Here is a 19984-nt window from a genome sequence, read left to right as displayed (position 1 = left end):
AGGACATCGATGAGCCGCGCCCTGCTGGTCGTGGACGTGCAGAACGACTTCTGCGAGGGCGGCAGTCTCGCCGTCGCCGGAGGAGCGGACGTCGCCGCCGCGATCAGCGCGCACGTCCGCGCGCACGCCGCCGACTACGCGCACGTGGTGGCGACCCGCGACCACCACGTCGACCCCGGCGGCCACTTCGCCGAGGAGCCGGACTACCTGGAGACCTGGCCGGCGCACTGCGTCGTCGGTACGGACGGCGTCGAGCTGCACCCTCGGCTGGAGCGCGAGCCCATCGAGGCGGTGTTCGACAAGGGCGAGTACGCCGCGGCCTACTCCGGCTTCGAGGGGCGCTCGGACGGCGTCCCCCTGACCGACTGGCTGCGCACGCACGCCGTGGACGCCGTGGACGTCGTCGGCATCGCCACCGACCACTGCGTGCGGGCGACCGCGCTCGACGCCGTCGCCGAGGGGTTCGCGACGCGGGTGCTGCTGCCGCTCACCGCCGGCGTCAGCGAGGCCACCACCGACGCCGCTCTCGACCAGCTGCGCACCGCCGGCGTCCAGCTGGAGGGCACCGTCCACCGCGCGGGCTGAGGCGCGGCGCGCCGACTGCGGTCAAGCCGGCGTTCCCACGCCTCGGCAGCGCCCGGGTTCCCGGCAGTTGGTGGCACGTGGCCACGGTGTCGGCCGGTGGGCCGACGGATCACACGGCGTCCAGGACCTCGTCGCGGGTGAAGCCGAGCACCTGCAGCACCGCGTCGAGGTAGGGCTGGTTGAGCGCCGTGTGCGCCTGCTCCCGCACGTAGGGCTTGGCGTTGAAGGCGATGCCCAGCCCGGCGGCGTTGAGCATGTCCAGGTCGTTGGCGCCGTCGCCCACGGCCACGGTCTGGTCCAGCGGGATGCCGTACCGGTCGGCGAAGCGGGCGAGCGCGCGGGCCTTGCCGGCGCGGTCGACGATCTCCCCCACCAGGCCCCCGGTCAGCCGCCCGTCGGCGACCTCGAGGGTGTTGGCGGCGGCGAAGTCCAGGCCGAGCTGCTCGGCCAGCGGGTCGGTGATCTGGGTGAAGCCGCCGCTGACGATGCCGCAGCGGAACCCGAGTCGCTTCAGGGTGCGGATGAGGGTGCGCGCGCCGGGGGTCAGCACGAGGGCCTCGCGGACCTCCTCGAGCACATCGACCGGCAGCCCCTCCAGCGCGGCGACACGGGCCCGCAGCGACTGGGTGAAGTCCAGCTCCCCGTTCATCGCGGCGGCGGTGATCCGGGCGACCTCGGCGGCCCGCCCGGCGCGGGCGGCGAGCTCGTCGATGACCTCGCCGCGGACGAGGGTGGAGTCGACGTCGAGCACGATGAGCCGCTTGCTGCGGCGGGCCAGGCCGACCTGCTCGACGGCGATGTCGGCGCTGCTCCTCGAGGCGATCGTGGCCAGCGCGGTGCGCAGCTCGGTTGCCTCGGCGCCGGAGACGGTCAGCTCGAAGCTGGTCACCGGGTAGTCCGAGAGCCGGCGGATGGCGTCGATGTTGCCGCCGATGCCCGCGATGGCCGAGGCGGCTCCGGCGACGGCCTCGGGTGGCACCGGACGGCCGAGCAGGATGACGTGGTGCGGCCGGCCGTCGGGGGCGGCGTCCAGGCCGGCGTCGGCGGCCGATTCCACCTGCACCCGCACCCCGGTCGCCTCCGCGACGTCTGCGGCCAGTCGTTCCAGCGCGGCGAGGAAGAGCTCCTCCGCCACCGGGCCACCCTCCGCCGGCAGTGACCCGACGACCACGCCGAGCACCAGCTGACCGTGGACGACGACCTGCTCGACGTCTACCACCTCGACCGGCGGGAGCCCTCCCCCGGGCGCAGCGAGGGCTGCGAACAGTCGCGCGGTGACCCCCGGCCGATCGCCCCCGGACACGGTCAGCAGCGCCCGTGGGGTGGACACGGCGGGCGGGGACGTCCGGGGAGCGGGGTCGAGCGGCACGACAGCCATCCTCCCGCACCGCGCTCCGGCGTCCTGCCACCGGCCCGGGCGCCGGACCGGCCCCGGACGCGGCGACGCCCCGCCGGTCGAGACCGGCGGGACGTCAGGTGACGTGCTGGAACGGCCCCTTCACAGCAGAAGGACCCCTTGCCCCCCGACACTCGCAAGCTCGCGCCGGGACCCTGCAGGGGGCCGGCGCGGCGTGGGGGGCGAGGGGTCCTTGATCAGGTCGGGTCGGGGTCGTTCGGCCCCTGCCGTCGGCCGCCGGTGCCACCGAGCTCGCCGGCGTACGGCTCGTGCCGCTTGCCCGCGTGCGCCTCGTTCTGCAGGCGCTCGATGAGGTGCGGGTAGTGCGCCTCGAACGCCGGCCGCTCGGAGCGGATCTTCGGGATCTCGGTGAAGTTGTGCCGCGGCGGCGGGGACGAGGTGGCCCACTCCAGCGAGTTGCCGTGGCCCCAGGGGTCGTCGCGCAGCGCCAGGCGGCCGTACCGCCACGACTTCGCCACGTTGTAGATGAACGGGATGATCGAGGCGCCGAGGATGAACGAGAAGATCGTCGACACCGTGTTCAGCGTGGTGAACCCGTCGCTGGCCAGGTAGTTGGCGTACCGGCGCGGCATGCCCTCGCCGCCGAGCCAGTGCTGCACCAGGAACGTGCCGTGGAAGCCGATGAACGTCATCCAGAACTGCAGCTTGCCCAGGCGCTCGTCCATCATCCGGCCGCACATCTTCGGGAACCAGAAGTACATCCCGGCGTAGGCGGCGAAGACGACCGTCCCGAACACCACGTAGTGGAAGTGCGCCACGACGAAGTAGCTGTCGTTGACGTGCCAGTCCAGCGGCGGGCTGGCCAGCAGCACGCCGGTCAGCCCACCGAGGAGGAAGGTGACCATGAAGCCGATCGAGAACAGCATCGGCGTCTCGAAGGTCAGCTGGCCGCGCCACATGGTGCCGATCCAGTTGAAGAACTTGATGCCGGTGGGCACGGCGATCAGGTAGGTCAGGAAGGCGAAGAACGGCAGCAGCACCGCACCGGTGGCGTACATGTGGTGCGCCCACACCGTCAGCGACAGGCCACCGATCGCGAGGGTCGCGAACACCATGCCCTTGTAGCCGAACAGCGGCTTGCGGCTGAACACCGGGATGATCTCGGTGACGATGCCGAAGAACGGCAGCGCGATGATGTAGACCTCGGGGTGCCCGAAGAACCAGAACAGGTGCTGCCACAGCATCGGCCCCCCGTTCTCCTCCGAGTAGATGAGGGATCCCAGCTGCCGGTCGGCCAGGAGGCCGAACAGGGCGGCGGTGAGGATCGGGAAGGCGAAGAGCACCAGCAGGCTGGTGACCAGCGTGTTCCAGGTGAAGATCGGCATCCGGAACAGCGTCATGCCCGGCGCCCGCAGGCAGGCGATCGTGGTGATGAAGTTGACCGCGCCGAGGATCGTGCCCAGACCGCTGACCGCCAGGCCGGCGATCCACAGGTCGGCGCCGGCGCCGGGGCTGTGGGTCCCCAGGGACAGCGGGGTGTAGGCGTACCAGCCGAAGTCGGCGGCCCCGCCGGGGGTGAAGAAACCGGACACCGCGAGGGTGGAGCCGAAGAGGAACAGCCAGTAGGAAAAAGCGTTCAGCCGCGGGAAGGCGACGTCGGGTGCACCGATCTGCAGCGGCATGATCAGGTTGCCGAAGGCGAAGAACAGCGGCGTCGCGAAGAACAGCAGCATCACCGTGCCGTGCATGGTGACCAGCTGGTTGTACTGCTCCGGCGACAGGAACTGCAGCCCCGGCCGGGCCAGCTCCCCGCGCATGAGCATCGCCATCAGGCCGCCGATGACGAACCAGGCGAAGGAGGTGGCCGTGTACATCAGGCCGATGGTCTTGTGGTCGGTGGTCCGCAGCAGGTTCGAGAGCCGCGAGCCCTTCTCCGCCTGGTGAACCGGGCTCGGCCGGCTCACGATCGGCGCCGGTGCGATCGTCACGGCCCGCAGCTTAGACGGTTGCTGCGACGGTCCTCCTGCCGACGCCGGGGGCACGCCGGTCGCCGCGGCTCAGCCGCCCCGGGACCGTTGCCGAACCGTGACCTGCGGGCCCCCGGTCAGCCGGCCCGGGTCCAGGTCGTGACGTCGACCGACACGGTCACCGGCGTGCGCTCGGGCAGCCCGGCCACCGCCGCGGCCAGGCCCGCCGGGCTCAGGTGGCGGGCGTGCGGGCCCATGCCGACCAGCGTCGTGACCGCCGCCCGGTCCAGCTCCAGCCGCTCGCGGTGGCCCGCCGCCGCGTGCGGGCGCAGGTGCGATTCGAGCGTCGCGGCGAGCCGGCGGGCCTTGTCCGGGTCGACCCGCAGCAGTCCCAGCGGACCGATCAGCTCGGCGAGGTGGTCGGCGGCCGGGGTGACGACCACCAGCCGCCCCTCCGGACGGAGCACGCGCGCGATCTCCGGGCCGTTGCGGGGGGCGAAGACGACGAGCACGCGGTCGACGGCGGCGTCGCGCACCGGCAGCCGGGCCCAGGCGTCGCCGACCACGGCCAGGGCCCGCGGGTGCGCGCCGGCTGCGCGGCGGGCGGCGTACCGGGAGGAGTCGAGGACCACCCCGACGGCGCCGGGCAGCCGGTCGAGGACACCGGCCAGGTGCTGTCCGGTGCCGCCGCCGAGGTCGAGCAGCGCGCCGGGCGGACCGTCGCCCCCGGTGGTGACGGCGGCCGTCAGTGCCCCGGTCACGCCGGCGTAGTGGCCGGCGGCGAGGAAGGCGACCCGGTCGGCCACCATCGCCGCGGAGTCCCCGGACGGCGGGACGTGCCCGGGCGGCAGCAGCGTGACGTGCCCCTGCCGCGCGCGGTCGAAGGAGTGCCCGGCCGGGCAGCGCAGCCCGGTGTCGTCCGGGCGGGCGGTCAGGGGCGCCCCGCACACGGGACAGGCCAGCAGCCGGATCGCCCGGGCGGGCCAGGGACGGCGGTGGCTCACCGGCTCGGCGCGGGGTCCGCCGCCCGCAGTGCCCCGCGGGACGACGCCTCGACCGCCCGCCCGGGGACGACGCCGACGGCCAGGGCCGCCCCGAGCCCGCCGACGGCGAACGCCGCCGGGTAGCCGGGCCCGCTCTCCACGAGCAGTGCGGCCAGCGGCACCGTCACGGTGGCGGCGAGGTTCTGCGCGGTGTTGTGGGCGCCCAGCGCCCGGCCGGCCCAGGCGCTGCCGGCCTGCTCGGCGACCGAGGTGAACGCGATGCCGTTCGGGCTCACCGTGACGATCGCCGCGAGGACGACGGCCGCGGCGACGGCGGCCGGGGCGAGGACGTCCGGGGTCAGGACCGCCACGACGGCCAGGGCGCCGACGACCACGGCCACCGCGACGGCGACCAGCCGCATCGGCCCCACCCGGCTGCCCGCGCGGTCCGACCACGCGCCCGCCCCCAGCCGAGCGGCCGCTCCGCCGAGCTGGGTGGCGGCCAGCAGCGTGCCGGCCGTGCCGGCGGACCAGCCGGCCGCGCGCACCAGGAAGTCGAAGCTGAAGGCGGCGACCACGAACTGCGGGACGACGAGCAGCGTGCTGGCCGCGTGCACCCGCCACAGCAGCGGCGAGCGGTAGGGCGAGGCCGGCCGCGGCGCGCCCGGGGACCTCGCCGGCCGCGGCGGGTCGCGCACCAGCACCGCGATGAGGACGGCGGTGCCCGCGCAGCCGGCGGCGAGCGCCGCGAACGCCGTCCCGGGGCCGTCCGCGGCCAGCCGCGGCAGGGTGAGGGCCGCCAGCCCGACGCCGATCGGCTGACCCGCCTGGCGGATCCCCATGGCCAGCCCCCGCTGGGAGGCGGGGAACCAGCCGAGCACCAGCCGGCCGCTGGCCGCGTGCACCGACGCGCTGCCCGCCCCGGCCAGCAGCAGCCACAGCCCCGTGGCCACCGGGGTCCCGGCCAGCGCGGCGCCGGTCGTGGCGGTCGCGGCGGTGCCGAGCCCGGCGCTGAGCACGAGACGCTCGCCGTAGCGGTCGGCCGCGGCGCCCCAGGCCAGCAGGCTGAGCACCAGGCCGGCCGTGGGTGCGCTCACCAGCAGCCCGATCGCCGCCAGCGAGAGCCCCTCGGCGCGGAGGGCGACGGTGAGGAAGGGCAGCCCGTTCTGGATCGCGCACGCGGCGACCAGCCCGACCACGCTGACCCCCAGGTGGCGCCAGCGGGCGTCGGCCCGCGTCCCGGCGGCCGCCGCCGTCACCTCTCGACCGGGTGGAAGGTCACGTCGCGCAGCACGCCGTCGTCGGCCACCGCGGTGACGAAGGTGCCGTGCGGCTGCCGGCGCCGGTCGGTGGGCGAGCCGGGGTTGACCAGCCGCAGGCCGGATGGCGCGCCCGCGCTCGTTGCCACCGTGTCCCAGGGGATGTGGCTGTGGCCGAACACCAGCAGGTCGGTGTCGGGGAAGCGGGCGGCGCAGCGGGCCTCGCGGCCTCGGCTGTCCCCGGTCTCGTGGACGACGGCCAGCCGGATGCCCTCGACCTCGGCGCGCGCGACCTCCGGCAGCCGCTCGCGCAGCGGTCCGTGGTCGTTGTTTCCGTGGACGGCGACCAGCCGGCGGGCGCGCTCCTCCAATCGGTCGAGCAGCGAGACGTCCACCCAGTCGCCGGCGTGCACGACGACGTCCGCGGCGTCGATCGCGGCCCACAGCACATGAGGAAGGTCACGTGCCCGCTTCGGGACGTGCGTGTCCGCGGTGAACACGAGGGATACCGGCACGTGGTCATGGTTGCAAACGGCTACCTTCCCGTGGCCCGGCTGTGGCCCGTCCCGCCGGCTCCCCCTTCCGCACCACCCCCGAGGACCCCATGAGAGACCCCATGCCCGCCCGCGCGTCCGACGCCGGCACCCTGGGCGACGAGCCCCATCCGCGGCGCTGGCTGGCGCTCGCCGTCATCGCCGTCACCGTGCTGCTGGTCATCCTCGACGCGACGATCGTCAACATCGCGCTGCCCGCGGTCTCCGCCGACCTGCAGATCAGCGCGGCGTCCCAGCAGTGGATCGTCACCGCCTACACGCTGACCTTCGGCGGCTTCCTGCTCCTGGGCGGCCGCATCGCCGACTTCTGGGGCCGCAAGCGCACCTACCTCGTCGGCGCGGGCGGCTTCGCCCTCGCCTCGGCGCTGGGCGGCGTCGCCCAGAACGAGGCGATGCTGTTCGGCGCCCGCGCGCTGCAGGGCGCCTTCGGCGCGCTGCTGGCCCCCGCGTCGCTCGCGCTGCTGACCGTGCTGTTCACCGACCCGCGGGAGCGGGCCAGGGCCTTCGCCGTCTACGGCGCGATCGCCGGCGGCGGCTCCGCCGTCGGCCTGCTGCTCGGAGGTGTGCTCACCGAGTACGCCGACTGGCGCTGGTGCTTCTGGGTGAACCTGCCGGTGGCGATCGTGGCCGTCGTGGCCGCCATCCCGATCGTGCCGGAGAGCCGAGCCCCCGGGGACACCCGGTACGACATCCCCGGCGCGGTGCTGATCACCGCCGGCGTCGCCGCCGTCGTCTACGGCTTCACCCTGGTCGCGGAGACCTCGCAGGAGAACGCCGCCAGCGGCATCCCGGAGAACGGCTGGACCGACCCGACCGCGCTGCTGTTCATCGGCCTCGGCGTCCTGCTGGTGGCGGCCTTCGTCGTCGTGGAGCTGCGCTCGCGCAACCCGCTGCTGCCGATGCGGATCGTCCTGGACCGCAACCGCGGCGGCGCCTACCTGACCTCGACGCTGGTCGGCGCCGGGCTGATCGGCGCGTTCTTCTTCCTGAGCCTGTACTTCCAGCAGGTGCTGGGCTACCAGCCGGTGCACGCGGGCCTGGCCTCGCTGCCGACCACGCTGGGCGTGCTCCTCTCCGCCGGCGCCGCCAGCGCCGCCGCGCCGCGGATCGGCCCCCGGCCGCTGATGGTGCTCGGCGGGCTGCTCGCCGCGGGCGGGCTGTTCACGCTGTCCTTCCTCGACGTCGACAGCGGCTTCTGGGCGCTCGCCTTCCCCGGCCAGCTGCTGCTGGGCCTGGGCCTGGGCTTCACCTTCGTGCCGCTGTCCAACCTGGCCCTCGTCGGCGCCGGCGAGCACGACGCCGGTGCGGCCAGCGCGATGCTCAACGCGACGCAGCAGGTCGGCGCCTCGATCGGCACCGCGCTGCTGGCGACGCTGTCGGTGGGTGCGATCACCGAGTTCCTCACCGGTGTGGCCGTCTCCGGCGGCAACCCGCAGGACCCGGCGGTCGGGCTCCAGGCGCAGGTCGAGGGCTACACCACGGCCTTCACCTGGGCCGCCGGCCTGCTGGTGCTGGGCGCCCTGGTCTCCGCGGTGCTGATCCGCGCCACCAGGGAGGACCTGCCCGAGGGGACGCCGGTGCACGTGGGCTGAGCGACTCCCCTGCTCCCCCGTTGATCATGGGGTTGTTGCCGATGGCGTCGGCGTGCCCAGCCGTGTCGCCTGCAACAACCCCATGATCGACGCAGGGTTCCGTCGGCTCGGAGGGAGCGCGGCGCAGGGGGCAGGACGACGTCAGCGGCCGCGCGCGGCGAGGGCCCTGAGGCGCTCGTTGTAGGCGGTCAGCTCGGCGTCCTCGGTGCGGTCGGCGACCCGGTCGAGCCGGCGGGCCTTGCGCTGCTCGGAGCCCATCCAGGCGAACAGCACCAGCGCCATGACGAAGACCGTCGGGATCTCGCCGAAGGACCAGGCGATGCTCCCGGCGGTCTTCTGGTCGGCCAGCGGGTCGACGCCCCAGCCGGCCGGGGGGCTGGCGAACGTCTCCACGACCAGCGAGCCGGCCATCAGGATCGCGACGCCGAAGAAGGCGTGGAACGGCATCGGCAGCATCAGCTCGATCATCCGGCCGCCGTGGCCGGTCGTCCGGGGCCACGGGTCCTGGGCCAGGATCGGGCCGAAGAACAGCAGTCCGGTCACCGTGAAGTGGGCCAGCATGAACTGGTGCCCGAACGGGTTGCCCATCAGCGCGTCGAAGACGGGCGTGAAGTAGACGGCGTAGAGGCTGGCCAGGAACAGCGGCAGCGTGAACGCTGGGTGCGACAGCACTCGGGCGGCCCGGCTGTGCAGCGCGTCGAGCAGCAGCGCCCGCGGGACGCCGGCCAGCCGCTTGCCGCGCGGCAGCGTCCGCAGCGCCAGGGTGACCGGGGCGCCCAGCAGCAGCAGGATCGGCACCAGCATCGACAGCACCATGTGCTGGGCCATGTGGAGGCTGAACAGCACCATGCTGTAGCCGTTGAGCCAGGTGCCGGTCACCGCGAACAGCGAGAGACAGCCCGCGACCCAGGACGTCGTCCGCCACCACGGCCAGGCCACGCCCGTGCGGCGCAGCACCCCGACCGCTGCGAGGTAGCCGACGATGCCGACCAGGCTCAGGACCGCCAGCCACGACCAGCCGTCGAGGTGGGGCAGGAACAACCGGCCCCAGGTCGGCGGCTCCGCGGGCACCCACATGCCCGAGTGATGACCGTGGTCCACCGCTGCCTCCTGCCGTGCCGTGCGCCTGGTGACTCCACTGTCCCACCACGGAACCCGACCGGGTGGCCCCGTCCAGGGCACCGCCCTGAGCCTGCGAAGGGTGGGGAGGACGGGGTCCTTCTACGAGGCGCGGGGGGAAGGGTGGCCCTTCAACGTCACTCGTGGACCGGCGCCTCGTGGCCGGCGTGCGTCTCGGCCTCCAGCTGGAAGGTGCAGTGCTCGACGTCGAAGTGGTCCCCCAGGCAGGCGCACAGCGCGTCGAGCACCCGTCCGCCGTGGCCGTCGGCCAGCGCCTCGTCGCTGACGACGACGTGTGCGGAGAGCACCGGCAGTCCGGAGGTGATCGTCCAGGCGTGCAGGTCGTGGACGCCGACGACGCCGTCCACCCCGAGGACGTGCGCCCGCACCTGGTCCAGGTCCACCCCGCGCGGCGCGGCCTCCAGGAGCACGTCGACCGCCTCGCGCAGCAGCGACCACGCCCGCGGCAGCACCAGCGCGGCGATGAGCAGCGAGGCGACGGTGTCGGCCGGCGTCCAGCCGGTGGTGGCGACGACGACGGCGGCGACGAGGACGGCGACCGATCCCAGCGCGTCGCCGAGCACCTCGAGGTGGGCGCCCCGGACGGCGAGGGAACGGGACCGGCCGGCATGCAGCAGCGCCAGGCCGGCGAGGTTGACCACCAGGCCGACCGCGGCGACGGCGAGCACCACGCCCGCGTCGATCTGCGGCGGGTCCCCGATCCGGCGGACGGCCTCCACGACGACGTAGCCGGCGACGGCGACCAGCAGCAGGCCGTTGGCGACGGCTGCGAGGATCTCCGCGCGCTGCCAGCCGAAGGTGCGCCGTCCGCGGGCGGGCCGCTGGGCCAGGGACACCGCCCCGAGCGCCAGACCGATGCCCACGGCGTCGGTGGCCATGTGCCCGGCGTCGGCGAGCAGCGCCAGCGACCCGGAGACCACCGCGCCGGCGATCTCCGCGACGGCCACCGCGACGGTGAGCCCGAGGACGACGGCCAGCCGGCGGCGGTACGCGGCCGAGGCGGTTCCCGCGGGGACGCCGTGGTCGTGCCCGTGCCCCATCACCACTCCCCCGCCGTCGCGTCCCGCACGCTCCGAGTGTCCCGCAGCGGGCCTGGTGACGTGCTGGAACGGCCCCCTGCAGGGACCCTGGCCCCGTTCCGGGTCCCGGCCCGAGCTTGCGAGGCTGGGGAGGACGGGGTCCTTCTGCTGCGGGTGGCGGGGGCAGGGGCGGCCCGTCCCGGGTCCCGCCCTGAGCCAGCGAAGGGTGGGGAGGACGGGGTCCTCTGTCAGATCTGGACGCCGCGCTCCTGCAGGTAGGGCACCGGGTCGACCTTCTGACCACCCAGGCCGCCCAGGCGCACCTCGAAGTGCAGGTGCGGGCCGGTGGACTGGCCGCGGTTGCCGAGCAGCGCGATGGTGTCGCCCGCGCGGACGACCTGGCCGGCCGACACCAGGATCTCGTCCATGTGGCCGTAGACGGTGACGTCGCCGTTGCCGTGCTGGACGAAGACCGCCAGGCCGTAGCCGCTGGCCGGGCCGGCCTCGAGCACGACGCCGTCCATCGCGGCCTTCTCCGGCGTGCGCATGGGCGCCGCGAGGTCGATGCCGGCGTGCACGGTGCCCCACCGGGACCCGAAGCCACTGGTCAGCCGGCCGCCGTCGACGGGCAGCACCGCCTCGGGGCGGGCGGCCTCCGCGATCGCCTCGGCGGCGAGCCGGTCGGCCTCGGCCTGCGCCTGCGCGGCGGCGGCCTGCTCGGCCTCCCGCGCGGTGCGGCTGGCGGTCAGCTCACCGAGCCGGGCGGCGGCGTCGGTCTCGGGGACCGCGGCCTGCGGTCCCCCGTCCAGGCCGAGCTCCTCGGCGACGCTGACCGAGGAGCGCTCGGCCACGTCGGTCTCCTCGGCGACAGCGCGGTCGCCGACGGCGAACAGGCCCAGACCGCTGGCCCCGACGAGCGCCGCGGCCAGGTAGACGGCCGGACGGCGGGCCGGCGCCGGGATCCGGCGGGTGCGGTGGCGGCTCCGTCGTCCACCGGTCAGGACCGGCACCGCGGAGGCCGGGCGGACGTCCTCGATGCCGGCGCGGGCGGTGGCCTCGGCCTGCTGGGTGAGGTCGGCGAGGTCGGCGACCTCGGTGAGCCGCGGCTCCTCGGTAGTGGTGCCCGACGGTCGCGCATCCCCCGTGCGCTGCGTCGGGACGGTGTGCGGGGCCGCCTCGTTCTCGTGGACGGGACGGTCGTGGTGGAGCTGGCTCATGCACCTGGCTTCCGGAGGGGATGGGGTCGTCGTGCGCTGTCCGGGGGAAGCGGACGCAAGCCATACAAACATGCCGTGACCATTTCGTGACCTTTGCTCGGGGGAATAAGGGTCCGGTCCGGTGAGCGGGATCACGGGGATGCGCGGTTGACCGTCGACGCCACGTCGACCCTGCCTGACCGACCGTGACCAACACGCCGAGGTACGGCGCACGGAGGCGCGATGGACGTCACGTCAGGGCACAAGACCCTTGTCCGAACCCGGTAGACAGCCCCTCGAGGAGCCCATCCCCCATGCGCGCAGTGACCTGGCACGGCCGAGCCGACGTCCGGGTGGACACCGTCCCGGACCCCACGATCCAGGACCCCACCGACGTCGTCGTCGAGGTCACCTCGAGCGGCATCTGCGGGTCCGACCTCCACCTCATCGAGGTCATGGCGCCGTTCATGACGGTCGGCGACGTGATGGGCCACGAGCCGATGGGCGTCGTCCGCGAGGTCGGCGCGCAGGTCACCGCGGTGAAGCCCGGCGACCGGGTCGTCGTCCCCTTCAACATCTCCTGCGGCACCTGCTGGATGTGCTCCCAGGGCCTGCAGTCCCAGTGCGAGACGACGCAGAACCGCGAGCAGGGCTTCGGCGCCTCGCTGTTCGGCTACACCAAGCTCTACGGCCAGGTGCCCGGCGGTCAGGCGGAGTACCTGCGGGTGCCCTTCGGCAACACGCTGCCGATCACGGTCCCCGAGGGGCTGCCCGACGACCGGTTCGTCTACCTCTCCGACGTGCTGCCCACCGCGTGGCAGGCCGTCCAGTACGCGGCGACGCCGCCCGGCGGCACGCTGCTGGTGCTGGGCCTCGGCCCGATCGGCGACATGTGCACCCGCATCGCCCACCACCTGGGCATCGAGAGCGTGTACGCGTCCGACGTCGTCCCGGAGCGGCTGGCCCGGGCCACCGCGCGCGGCACGCACGTCATCCGCTCGACGGACAAGGACGAGGTCGTGCAGCAAATCCAGGACGCGACCGCCGGCCGCGGCGCCGACGCGGTCATCGACGCGGTGGGCATGGAGGCGCACGGCTCCCCGCTGGCGAGCATCGCCCAGAAGGCCACCGCGGTGGTCCCCGACGCGGTCATGGAGAAGGTCATGCAGGTGGTCGGCGTCGACCGGCTGGCCGCCTTCAACACCGCCATCGACGCGGTCCGGCGCGGTGGGACCATCTCGCTGTCCGGCGTCTACGGCGGCGCGACCGACCCGGTGCCGCTCATGCGGATGTTCGACAAGCAGATCCAGCTGCGGATGGGTCAGGCCAACGTGTGGCGCTGGGTGCCCGACATCCTGCCGATCCTCACCGAGGGCGACCCGCTGGGCGTCGACGACTTCGCCACCCACCACATGCCGCTCGAGCAGGCGCCGCAGGCCTACGCGGACTTCCGCGAGAAGAAGGACGGCGCGGTCAAGGTGCTGCTCACGCCCTGACCCGCTCCGTGTGAGCAGACCCACGCGGCGTCCCGGGCATGCCGGCCCGGGACGCCGCCTTGCTCTCTCGGAGAGGGTCTCCCCGGAGGACCCAGCCGGACGACGCAGTCCGCCCCACCTCGTCCGCGCCGCCGTCCCTGGAGCCGCCCCGTGCCCCGCGCCCTGCTCGCCCTCGCCATCGGGGCCTTCGGCATCGGCACCACCGAGTTCGTCGTCATGGGCATGCTGCCCGAGATCGCCGACGGTCTCGGCGTCTCGGTGCCCTCCGTCGGCCTGCTGATCTCCGCCTACGCCGTCGGCGTGGTCGTGGGAGCACCCACCCTCACCGCGCTCGGCGTGCGGTTCCCGCCGCGGCGCACCCTGGTCGGGCTCATGGTGCTGTTCGTCGTCGGCAACGCGCTGTCGGCGGTGGCGCCCACCTACGAGACGCTCGCCGCCGCCCGGGTGCTCACCGCGCTGGCGCACGGCTCCTTCTTCGGCGTCGGCGCGGTGGCCGCCCGCCGGCTGGTCGCGCCCGAGCGGTCCACCAGCGCGATCTCGCTGATGATCACCGGGCTGACCGTGGCCAACGTGGTCGGCGTCCCCCTGGGCACGTTCGTCGCCCAGCAGACCAGCTGGCGGCTGGTGCTCGCCGCGATCGCCGTCATCGGCCTGGTCACGATCGCCGGGCTGATGGCCTGGCTGCCGGGCGAACTGGGCGAGCCCGCCGACCTGCGCACCGAGCTGGCCGCCTTCCGCCGCGGCCAGGTGTGGCTGGTGCTCGGCCTGACGATGGTCGGCTTCTCCGCGCTGTTCGCCGTCTACAGCTACGTCAGCCCGATCCTCACCGAGCTCGGCGGCATCCCGGTGGAGTGGGTGACGCCGGTGCTGGCGCTCTTCGGCGCCGGCACCACCGTGGGCACCCTCGTCGGCGGCAGGCTGGGCGACCGCTACGGCTTCTCCTTCGTCGCGGTCGGCCTGCTGGCCACCGCCCTCGTGCTGGCCGCGTTCGCCCTCGTGGCCCGCACCCCGGTCGCCGCGGTGGTGCTGCTGGTGCTGTTCGGCACGCTGGCCTTCGCTCTGGGTCCGGTGGTGCAGAACGGCGTCATCGAGGCCGCGCGGGTGCCCGGCGGCAGCCTCGTCTCGGCCGCCAACCAGGGCGCCTTCAACGTGGCCAACGCCCTCGGGGCCGCCCTCGGCGCGGCAGTGCTGTCGGAGGGCTTGGGCTACACCGCGCCGATCTGGGTGGGCGCGGTGCTCGCGCTCGTCGGCGCCGGGATCGCCGTCGTCGTGCGGGCGGCCGACCGGCGCGAGCAGGTCCGGTCCGCCGCGGAACCGGACGCCGTCCCCGCGGAGTACCGCACCGCAGCCTGACCGGCCGACCACCTGTCCAGGTTGATCATGGCGTTGTCGCAGGCGACTCGGTCGGACACGTCGGCGGCGTCGACAACAGCCCCATGATCAACGGCGGCTCCTGGCGGATCGGGCCGGGACGGACTGCTCAGTGGGCGCTGTCGCCGGCCAGCGCACGGGCGGCCGCGGCGTCGTCCTCGTCGAAGCCGATCTGACCGACGGCGCCGCGCTGGGCGGCCTGCCCGTCGATCCACCGGCGGTGCGCCTCCCAGGCCGACTGGCGGGTGGTGCCGAGGGCCTGCCCGATGTCGGCCCACGAGGCTCCGGCACCCCGCGCCGTCCGGACCGTCAGCTGTCGCCCCTGGCCGGCCTTGCGGGCGACCACCTCGCCGAGGGCCAGCAGCTCCAGCGCCTCGGCCCGGTCCAGGGGACGGGGACCCTCCGGATCATCGGGGGCGGCCAGGGAGTCGCGGGTCCGCAGCTCCTCGTACCGCCGGACGGCGGTCGAGAGGGTGTGCTCGCGGTCCAGGGCGTCGATGTCGGCCATGCCCCAGCATCCGTCAGGTCATCCTGACTGTCAAGCCGCCCTGACATCCCTCAGCGCACCCGCTGCGCCCGGGTCTCGTCGAAGACCGGCTCGGCCGACTCGTACACCCGTCCGTCGGTGCCGAAGACCAGGAACCGGTCGAACGAGCGGGCGAACCAGCGGTCGTGGGTGACGGCGAGCACCGTGCCGTCGAAGGCGGCGAGCGCCTCCTCCAGGGACTCCGCCGACAGCACGTCGAGGTTGTCGGTCGGCTCGTCGAGCAGCAGCAGCGTGGCGCCGGACAGCTCCAGCAGCAGCACCTGGAGGCGCGCCTGCTGCCCACCCGAGAGCGTGCCGAACGACTGGTCGCCGGCCTCGGCGAGGCCGTACCGGCGCAGCGCCGCCATGGCGCGGCCGCGGTCGACACCCGGCCGGCCGGGTTCCCCGTGCCAGAGCAGGTCGACCAGGGTGCGGTCGAGCCACTCCGGGTGCGCATGGGTCTGCGCGAAGAAGCCGGGGACGACGCGGGCACCGAGCCGCCACGAGCCGGTGTGCGCGACGCCCTGGCCGGCCAGCAGCCGCAGGAAGTGCGACTTGCCCGCACCGTTGGCCCCGAGGACGGCCACCCGGTCGCCGTACCAGACCTCCAGGTCGAACGGCCGCACCAGGCCGGTGAGCTCCAGCTGCTCGGCCATGACCGCGCGCACACCGGTGCGCCCGCCCCGCAGCCGCATGGTGACCCGCTGCTCGGGCGGCCGGTCCGGCGGCGGCCCCTCGGCCTCGAACCTCGCCAGCCGGGTCTGCGCGGCCCGGTACCTCGAGGCCATGTCCGGCGAGTTGGCCGCCTGCTGCTGCAGCGTGCGCACCAGCTCGACCAGTCGCGCGTGCTCCTCGTCCCAGCGCCGGCGCAGCTCCGCCATCCGCTCGTGCCGCGCCGTCCGCGCCTGCGCGTAGCCGCCGAACCCACCGCCGTGCACCCACGCCGTCCCACCCTCGACGGTGACCACCCGGTCGGCGACGCGGGCCAGCAGCTCCCGGTCGTGGCTGACGAACAGCACCGTCTTGCGGGTCGCCAGCAGCCGCTCCTCCAGCCAGCGCTTGCCGGGGACGTCGAGGTAGTTGTCCGGCTCGTCGAGCAGCAGCACCTGGTCCGGGCCGCGCAGCAGGGCCTCCAGCGCCAGCCGCTTCTGCTCCCCGCCGGAGAGGGAGGACAGCTCGCGGTACTTGCAGCGGTCGTAGGGGACGCCGAGCGCCGCCACCGTCACCGCGTCCCAGGTGACCTCGGCCTCGTAGCCGCCGGCATCGCCCCACTGCGCGAGCGCGTCGGCGTAGGCCAGTTGCGCGGTGTCGTCGTCGGTCTCCATGAGGGTCAGCTCGGCGGCCTCGACCGCCTCCCACGCGGCCCGCACGACCGGCGGCGCGAGGTCGACGAGGAAGCGCTGGACGGTCGTGTCGTCCCGCGCCGAGCCGATGAACTGACGCATCACCCCCAGCCCGCCGCTGCGGGCCACGGCGCCACCCTCGGGCACCAGGTCACCGGCGACGATCCGCAGCAGCGTCGTCTTCCCGGCACCGTTCTCGCCCACCAGCGCGGCGCGGGCGCCCTCACCGACCCGGAAGGAGACCCCGTCGAGCAGCACCCGGCCGTCGGGGAGGGTGTGCCGCACCCCGGTCACGTCGATGGAGCCCACCCCGACATCGTCCGGGTCGCGGCAACCGGTGTGCGGCGGATCCGGCGCCGGCCGGCTCCGGCGAGCCGCGACGAGCACCCCCGAGGCTGCTGGGGCGGTTGGGGGACGACGCGGCGGGTCGGGCTCCGGATCCGCGCGCCGGGACGGGATCCACATACGGTCCCGCTCCGACTCGCCAGCCCTGAAGGAGCCCTCCCGTGTCCCACCCTGCCCAGGCGCCGTACCAGCAGTACCCGCCGTTCCAGCCTCCCGCCCCGCCGAGGAGGGGTGCCGGGCTCGCCATCGCCTCGATGGTCCTCGGGATCATCGCGCTGCTGACCAGCTGGATCCCCATCGTCAACAACCTCGCCGCCGTGCTCGCCCTGGTCGGCCTGGGGCTGGGCATCCCGGCCCTGCTGCGCGCTCGCCGGGGCACCGCCGGGGGAACGGGCCTGGCGATCACCGGGCTCGTCACCTCGGTCGTGGCTCTTGTCCTGGTCGTCGTGACCCAGTTGTTCTACTCCGCGGTTATCGACGAGGTGGAGCGCAGCATCGACGAGGAGCTGAGCAGCGCACCGGCGGACGCCGTGGCTCCCGGGCTCACCGAGCCCGCCATCGGCGACGAGGCGGCTCCCGCCGCGGACGTCGTCGCCCTCGGGGTCCCGGCGCAGGTGGGCGACTACCAGGTCACCGTGGACGCGGTGCAGCTCGACGGCGACGCCGCCGTGGCCGCCGCCAACGAGTTCAACGAGGCCCCGACCGGGCAGTACTTGATCACCCAGCTGACCGTCACCTACACGGGGGCCGAGGAGGGCATGCCCGGCTGGGATCTGTCCGCGGTCTTCCACGGCACCGATGCCCGCCAGTACAGCGATGCGGACTGCATGGCCGTGCTCGCGGACGACGCGATGGACGCGCCCACCCTCAACCCGGGCGGCACCGACACGTTCCAGTTCTGCATGGACGTCCCGCCGTCCGCCATCCCCGGCGGTCAGCTCTCCGTCGAGCCGACGATGAGCTTCGACGACGAGCGGGTCTTCTACGCCGTCCAGTGACCCCGGCGCGGCCACGCCGGCCGGGCGCCCCGACGGGTGTCCGGCCGGTGTCGCCGTCCCGGCCGACGGCGCCCTCGGTCGGCTCCTCGCTCGCCGGGTCTCGCGGCGAGGCTCCCGCCGCGGTCAGCCGACCGACAGCAGGCGCTCCCGGGCCAACCGCTCGACCAGCTCGGGCAGCGCCGTCGCCGGTACCCCGCTGAGGTCCTGCCGGCAGGTGCGGACCACGGTGCCGATGACCTGGGGGCGCAGCCGCGCCCGGAACTCGTCGGCGAGTCGGACCACGGCCTGCTCGACGGCGGGGTCTTCGGTCAGCGTCATGCGGGGGCGCCTCCGTGCGCGCGGGGTGGGTGGACCAGTCGGGCGCTCTCGGCGCCGGCGACCAACGGTGACCGCTGGCGAGCGCAGACACCAGGGACCTAGGTCACCAGGCAACCCGTGGTTGCGTATCCCGTCCGGACGGGACCAGGGTGAGCATGGGTGGTCCGACCCGAGGAGGCGCGGGTGCCGTTCCAAGACCGCAGGGACGCCGGCCGGCAGCTGGGGCGCCGGATGGCGCCGTTCGCCGGCCGGGGCGTCGTGGTGCTCGGCCTGCCCCGCGGCGGGGTGCCGGTGGCCGCGGAGGTCGCGCGCGCACTGGGCGCCCCGCTGGATGTCGTCCTGGTCCGCAAGCTCGGCCTGCCACGGCGCCCGGAGCTGGCGATGGGCGCCGTCGGTGAGGACGGCGTGGTCGTCCTCAACGAGGACGTGCTGGACGCCGCCCGGGTCGACGAGGCGACCCTCGCCGACGTCGAGCGGCGCGAGCGGGCCGAGCTCGAACGGCGGGCCCGGCAGCTGCGCGGCGACCGGGCACGGCTCCCGCTGGAGGGACGGACGGCGGTGGTGGTGGACGACGGCATCGCGACCGGCGCCACCGCCCGGGCCGCCTGCGCGGTGGTCCGGGCGCACGGCGCGGCGCGCGTGGTGCTGGCCGTCCCGGTCGGCTCGCCGCGCGCCCTGGCCGAGATCGCACCGACCGTGGACGAGGTGGTGTGCCTGGAGAGCCCCCAGCACTTCACCGCGGTCGGGCAGGCATACGCCGACTTCCGGGCGACCGACGAGGAGGAGGTCCTCGCGCTGCTGCGCCGTCCGGCCCCGGCACCCGGGCCGGGAGTCCCCACCCCGCGGGACGAGGACGTGGTCGCCGACGCCGGTCCCGACGGACTGCCCGGGCACCTGACCGTCCCCGAGCACGCCGGCGGGCTGGTCGTCTTCGCCCACGGCACCGGCAGCAGCCGGCACAGCCCCCGCAACCGCGCCGTCGCTGAGGTGCTGCGCTGCGCGGGGATGGCCACCCTGCTGGTCGACCTGCTCACCCCGGCCGAGGAGACCGCCCGCGGCCCGGTCTTCGACGTCGAGCTGCTGGCCGGGCGGCTGGCCGCGGTGGCCCGCTGGGCGACGGCCGAGCCGTCCTGCGCCGGCCTGCCGCTGGGGTACTTCGGCGCGAGCACCGGCGCCGCGGCGGCCCTGGTCGCAGCGGCCCGGGACGACACCGTGCGGGCGGTGGTCTCCCGCGGCGGCCGCCCCGACCTGGCCGGCCCGGCGCTGGCCGAGGTGCGGGCGCCGACGCTGCTCGTCGTGGGCGGCCACGACCAGCAGGTGCTCGAGCTGAACCGGGAGGCGCAGGCCCGGATGCGGTGCGCGAACCGGCTGGCCGTCGTCCCGGGGGCCTCGCACCTGTTCGAGGAGCCGGGGACGCTCCGTGCCGCCGCCGAGCTGGCCCGCGACTGGTTCGCCACCCACCTCGTCCCGGCGGCTCCCGCGGAGCAGCCGGCCCGGCGGCGGGCCGATCAGCCCGAGGAGTAGGCGTTCGCGCCGGCCCCTGTCGCGGCCACGGCGTCCTGCAGCAGCGCAGTGAGCTCGGCCCGGTCGACGCGGTCCAGCGAGGAGAACCGGATGCAGCTCTTCCCGCAGGACACCCGGCCCAGCCGGTCGGCGCGGGACTCGGCCAGGTAGGCGCCGTCGACGACCGCGCAGACGTAGAGCGACAGGTGGCGCTTCTGCGCCGCCAGGGCGATCAGCGGCCACGTCGTCGTCTCCCGGGCCGACCGCGGTCGGTAGGGCATCAGCCCGTAGCCGAGCACCAGGCCGGAGCCGACCGGCACCAGCTGCCGGTCGATGCCCGGCGCGGCGGCCGTGACGAGCGCATCGGCGGCCCGCAGCTCGGCCTCGCGCGGGCCGGCAGCGGAGAACCACTCCTCGATCCCGGCGTCCACG

18 protein-coding genes are annotated in these 19984 nt (G+C 74.7%); 6 read left to right on the top strand and 12 right to left on the bottom strand.

What is annotated here, in order from left to right:
* Nucleotides 1-9 precede the first annotated feature (9 nt).
* On the top strand, nt 10-585 hold the full coding sequence (locus BUB17_RS00300) for an isochorismatase family protein (RefSeq protein ID WP_072911510.1): 576 nt from the start codon (nt 10-12) through the stop codon (nt 583-585).
* A 109-nt stretch (nt 586-694) separates the two neighbouring features.
* On the opposite strand, the gene serB is transcribed toward BUB17_RS00300, so the two are convergent.
* The 5 genes from serB to BUB17_RS00275 all read right to left on the bottom strand — a co-directional run bounded on the left by serB (nt 695) and on the right by BUB17_RS00275 (nt 6666).
* Entirely contained in the window at nt 695-1963 is a 1269-nt protein-coding gene (gene serB / locus BUB17_RS00295) for a phosphoserine phosphatase SerB (protein WP_072911506.1), read from the bottom strand.
* Nucleotides 1964-2178: 215 nt separating this feature from the next.
* Nucleotides 2179-3930: an aa3-type cytochrome oxidase subunit I gene (gene ctaD / locus BUB17_RS00290; protein ID WP_072911502.1), complete on the bottom strand. Its 1752-nt coding sequence runs from the start codon at nt 3928-3930 to the stop codon at nt 2179-2181.
* 116 nt (nt 3931-4046) lie between these two features.
* The gene (locus BUB17_RS00285; protein WP_083605859.1) at nt 4047-4913 is read right to left on the bottom strand and encodes a putative RNA methyltransferase; all 867 of its coding nucleotides are present in this window, start codon (nt 4911-4913) and stop codon (nt 4047-4049) included.
* Nucleotides 4910-6151: an MFS transporter gene (locus BUB17_RS00280; protein WP_072911500.1), complete on the bottom strand. Its 1242-nt coding sequence runs from the start codon at nt 6149-6151 to the stop codon at nt 4910-4912. Before BUB17_RS00280 ends, BUB17_RS00285 begins: the two co-directional genes overlap by 4 nt.
* Complete coding sequence (locus tag BUB17_RS00275) at nt 6148-6666, bottom strand: metallophosphoesterase family protein (protein WP_072911497.1); 519 nt, start codon at nt 6664-6666, stop codon at nt 6148-6150. The genes BUB17_RS00280 and BUB17_RS00275 overlap by 4 nt, the downstream gene beginning before the upstream one ends.
* 89 nt (nt 6667-6755) lie before the next feature.
* On the opposite strand from BUB17_RS00275, the gene BUB17_RS00270 reads away from it, so the two are divergent.
* On the top strand, nt 6756-8297 hold the full coding sequence (locus BUB17_RS00270) for an MFS transporter (protein ID WP_141242839.1): 1542 nt from the start codon (nt 6756-6758) through the stop codon (nt 8295-8297).
* A 141-nt stretch (nt 8298-8438) separates the two neighbouring features.
* Here the strand turns inward: BUB17_RS00270 and BUB17_RS00265 are convergent, their stop codons facing one another.
* The 3 genes from BUB17_RS00265 to BUB17_RS00255 form a co-directional block, all read right to left on the bottom strand.
* Entirely contained in the window at nt 8439-9398 is a 960-nt protein-coding gene (locus tag BUB17_RS00265; protein ID WP_072911490.1) for a cytochrome c oxidase assembly protein, read from the bottom strand.
* Nucleotides 9399-9553: 155 nt separating this feature from the next.
* Nucleotides 9554-10477: a cation diffusion facilitator family transporter gene (locus BUB17_RS00260; protein ID WP_072911488.1), complete on the bottom strand. Its 924-nt coding sequence runs from the start codon at nt 10475-10477 to the stop codon at nt 9554-9556.
* Between the two features lie 227 nt (nt 10478-10704).
* A complete protein-coding gene (locus BUB17_RS00255) occupies nt 10705-11673 on the bottom strand; it encodes a M23 family metallopeptidase (RefSeq protein WP_083605857.1) in 969 nt (322 codons plus the stop codon).
* A 293-nt stretch (nt 11674-11966) separates the two neighbouring features.
* Here BUB17_RS00255 and BUB17_RS00250 point away from each other — a divergent pair, with 293 nt between their 5' ends.
* Nucleotides 11967-13148 (top strand): alcohol dehydrogenase catalytic domain-containing protein, encoded by a 1182-nt coding sequence (locus BUB17_RS00250; protein ID WP_072911485.1) that lies wholly within the window; start codon nt 11967-11969, stop codon nt 13146-13148.
* A gap of 150 nt (nt 13149-13298) precedes the next feature.
* Nucleotides 13299-14501: an MFS transporter gene (locus tag BUB17_RS00245; RefSeq protein ID WP_072911483.1), complete on the top strand. Its 1203-nt coding sequence runs from the start codon at nt 13299-13301 to the stop codon at nt 14499-14501.
* 127 nt (nt 14502-14628) lie between these two features.
* Here BUB17_RS00245 and BUB17_RS00240 read toward each other — a convergent pair whose 3' ends face one another.
* Complete coding sequence (locus BUB17_RS00240; protein WP_072911480.1) at nt 14629-15027, bottom strand: hypothetical protein; 399 nt, start codon at nt 15025-15027, stop codon at nt 14629-14631.
* Between the two features lie 50 nt (nt 15028-15077).
* Nucleotides 15078-16697, bottom strand: a complete 1620-nt coding sequence (locus BUB17_RS00235) for an ABC-F family ATP-binding cassette domain-containing protein (protein ID WP_072911460.1) — start codon at nt 16695-16697, stop codon at nt 15078-15080.
* A 197-nt stretch (nt 16698-16894) separates the two neighbouring features.
* Here BUB17_RS00235 and BUB17_RS00230 point away from each other — a divergent pair, with 197 nt between their 5' ends.
* Nucleotides 16895-17731 (top strand): DUF4190 domain-containing protein, encoded by an 837-nt coding sequence (locus tag BUB17_RS00230; protein ID WP_141242838.1) that lies wholly within the window; start codon nt 16895-16897, stop codon nt 17729-17731.
* Nucleotides 17732-17854: 123 nt separating this feature from the next.
* On the opposite strand, the gene BUB17_RS00225 is transcribed toward BUB17_RS00230, so the two are convergent.
* Nucleotides 17855-18049: a three-helix bundle dimerization domain-containing protein gene (locus tag BUB17_RS00225; RefSeq protein WP_072911455.1), complete on the bottom strand. Its 195-nt coding sequence runs from the start codon at nt 18047-18049 to the stop codon at nt 17855-17857.
* A 159-nt stretch (nt 18050-18208) separates the two neighbouring features.
* On the opposite strand from BUB17_RS00225, the gene BUB17_RS00220 reads away from it, so the two are divergent.
* Nucleotides 18209-19573, top strand: a complete 1365-nt coding sequence (locus tag BUB17_RS00220) for a phosphoribosyltransferase family protein (protein ID WP_244276792.1) — start codon at nt 18209-18211, stop codon at nt 19571-19573.
* On the opposite strand, the gene BUB17_RS00215 is transcribed toward BUB17_RS00220, so the two are convergent.
* Nucleotides 19558-19983 carry a DUF1801 domain-containing protein gene (locus BUB17_RS00215; RefSeq protein ID WP_072911449.1) on the bottom strand — a complete coding sequence of 142 codons (426 nt, stop codon included), beginning with the start codon at nt 19981-19983 and terminating at the stop codon, nt 19558-19560. The two genes, BUB17_RS00220 and BUB17_RS00215, sit on opposite strands and share 16 nt — an antisense overlap.
* Between the last annotated feature and the right edge of the window lies 1 nt (nt 19984).

Source organism: Geodermatophilus obscurus, assembly GCF_900143215.1.
Classification (GTDB): Bacteria; Actinomycetota; Actinomycetes; order Mycobacteriales; family Geodermatophilaceae; genus Geodermatophilus; species Geodermatophilus obscurus_A.
Note: the sequence above shows the minus strand (reverse complement) of the source record. Positions and strands in the feature narration are given on the sequence as shown.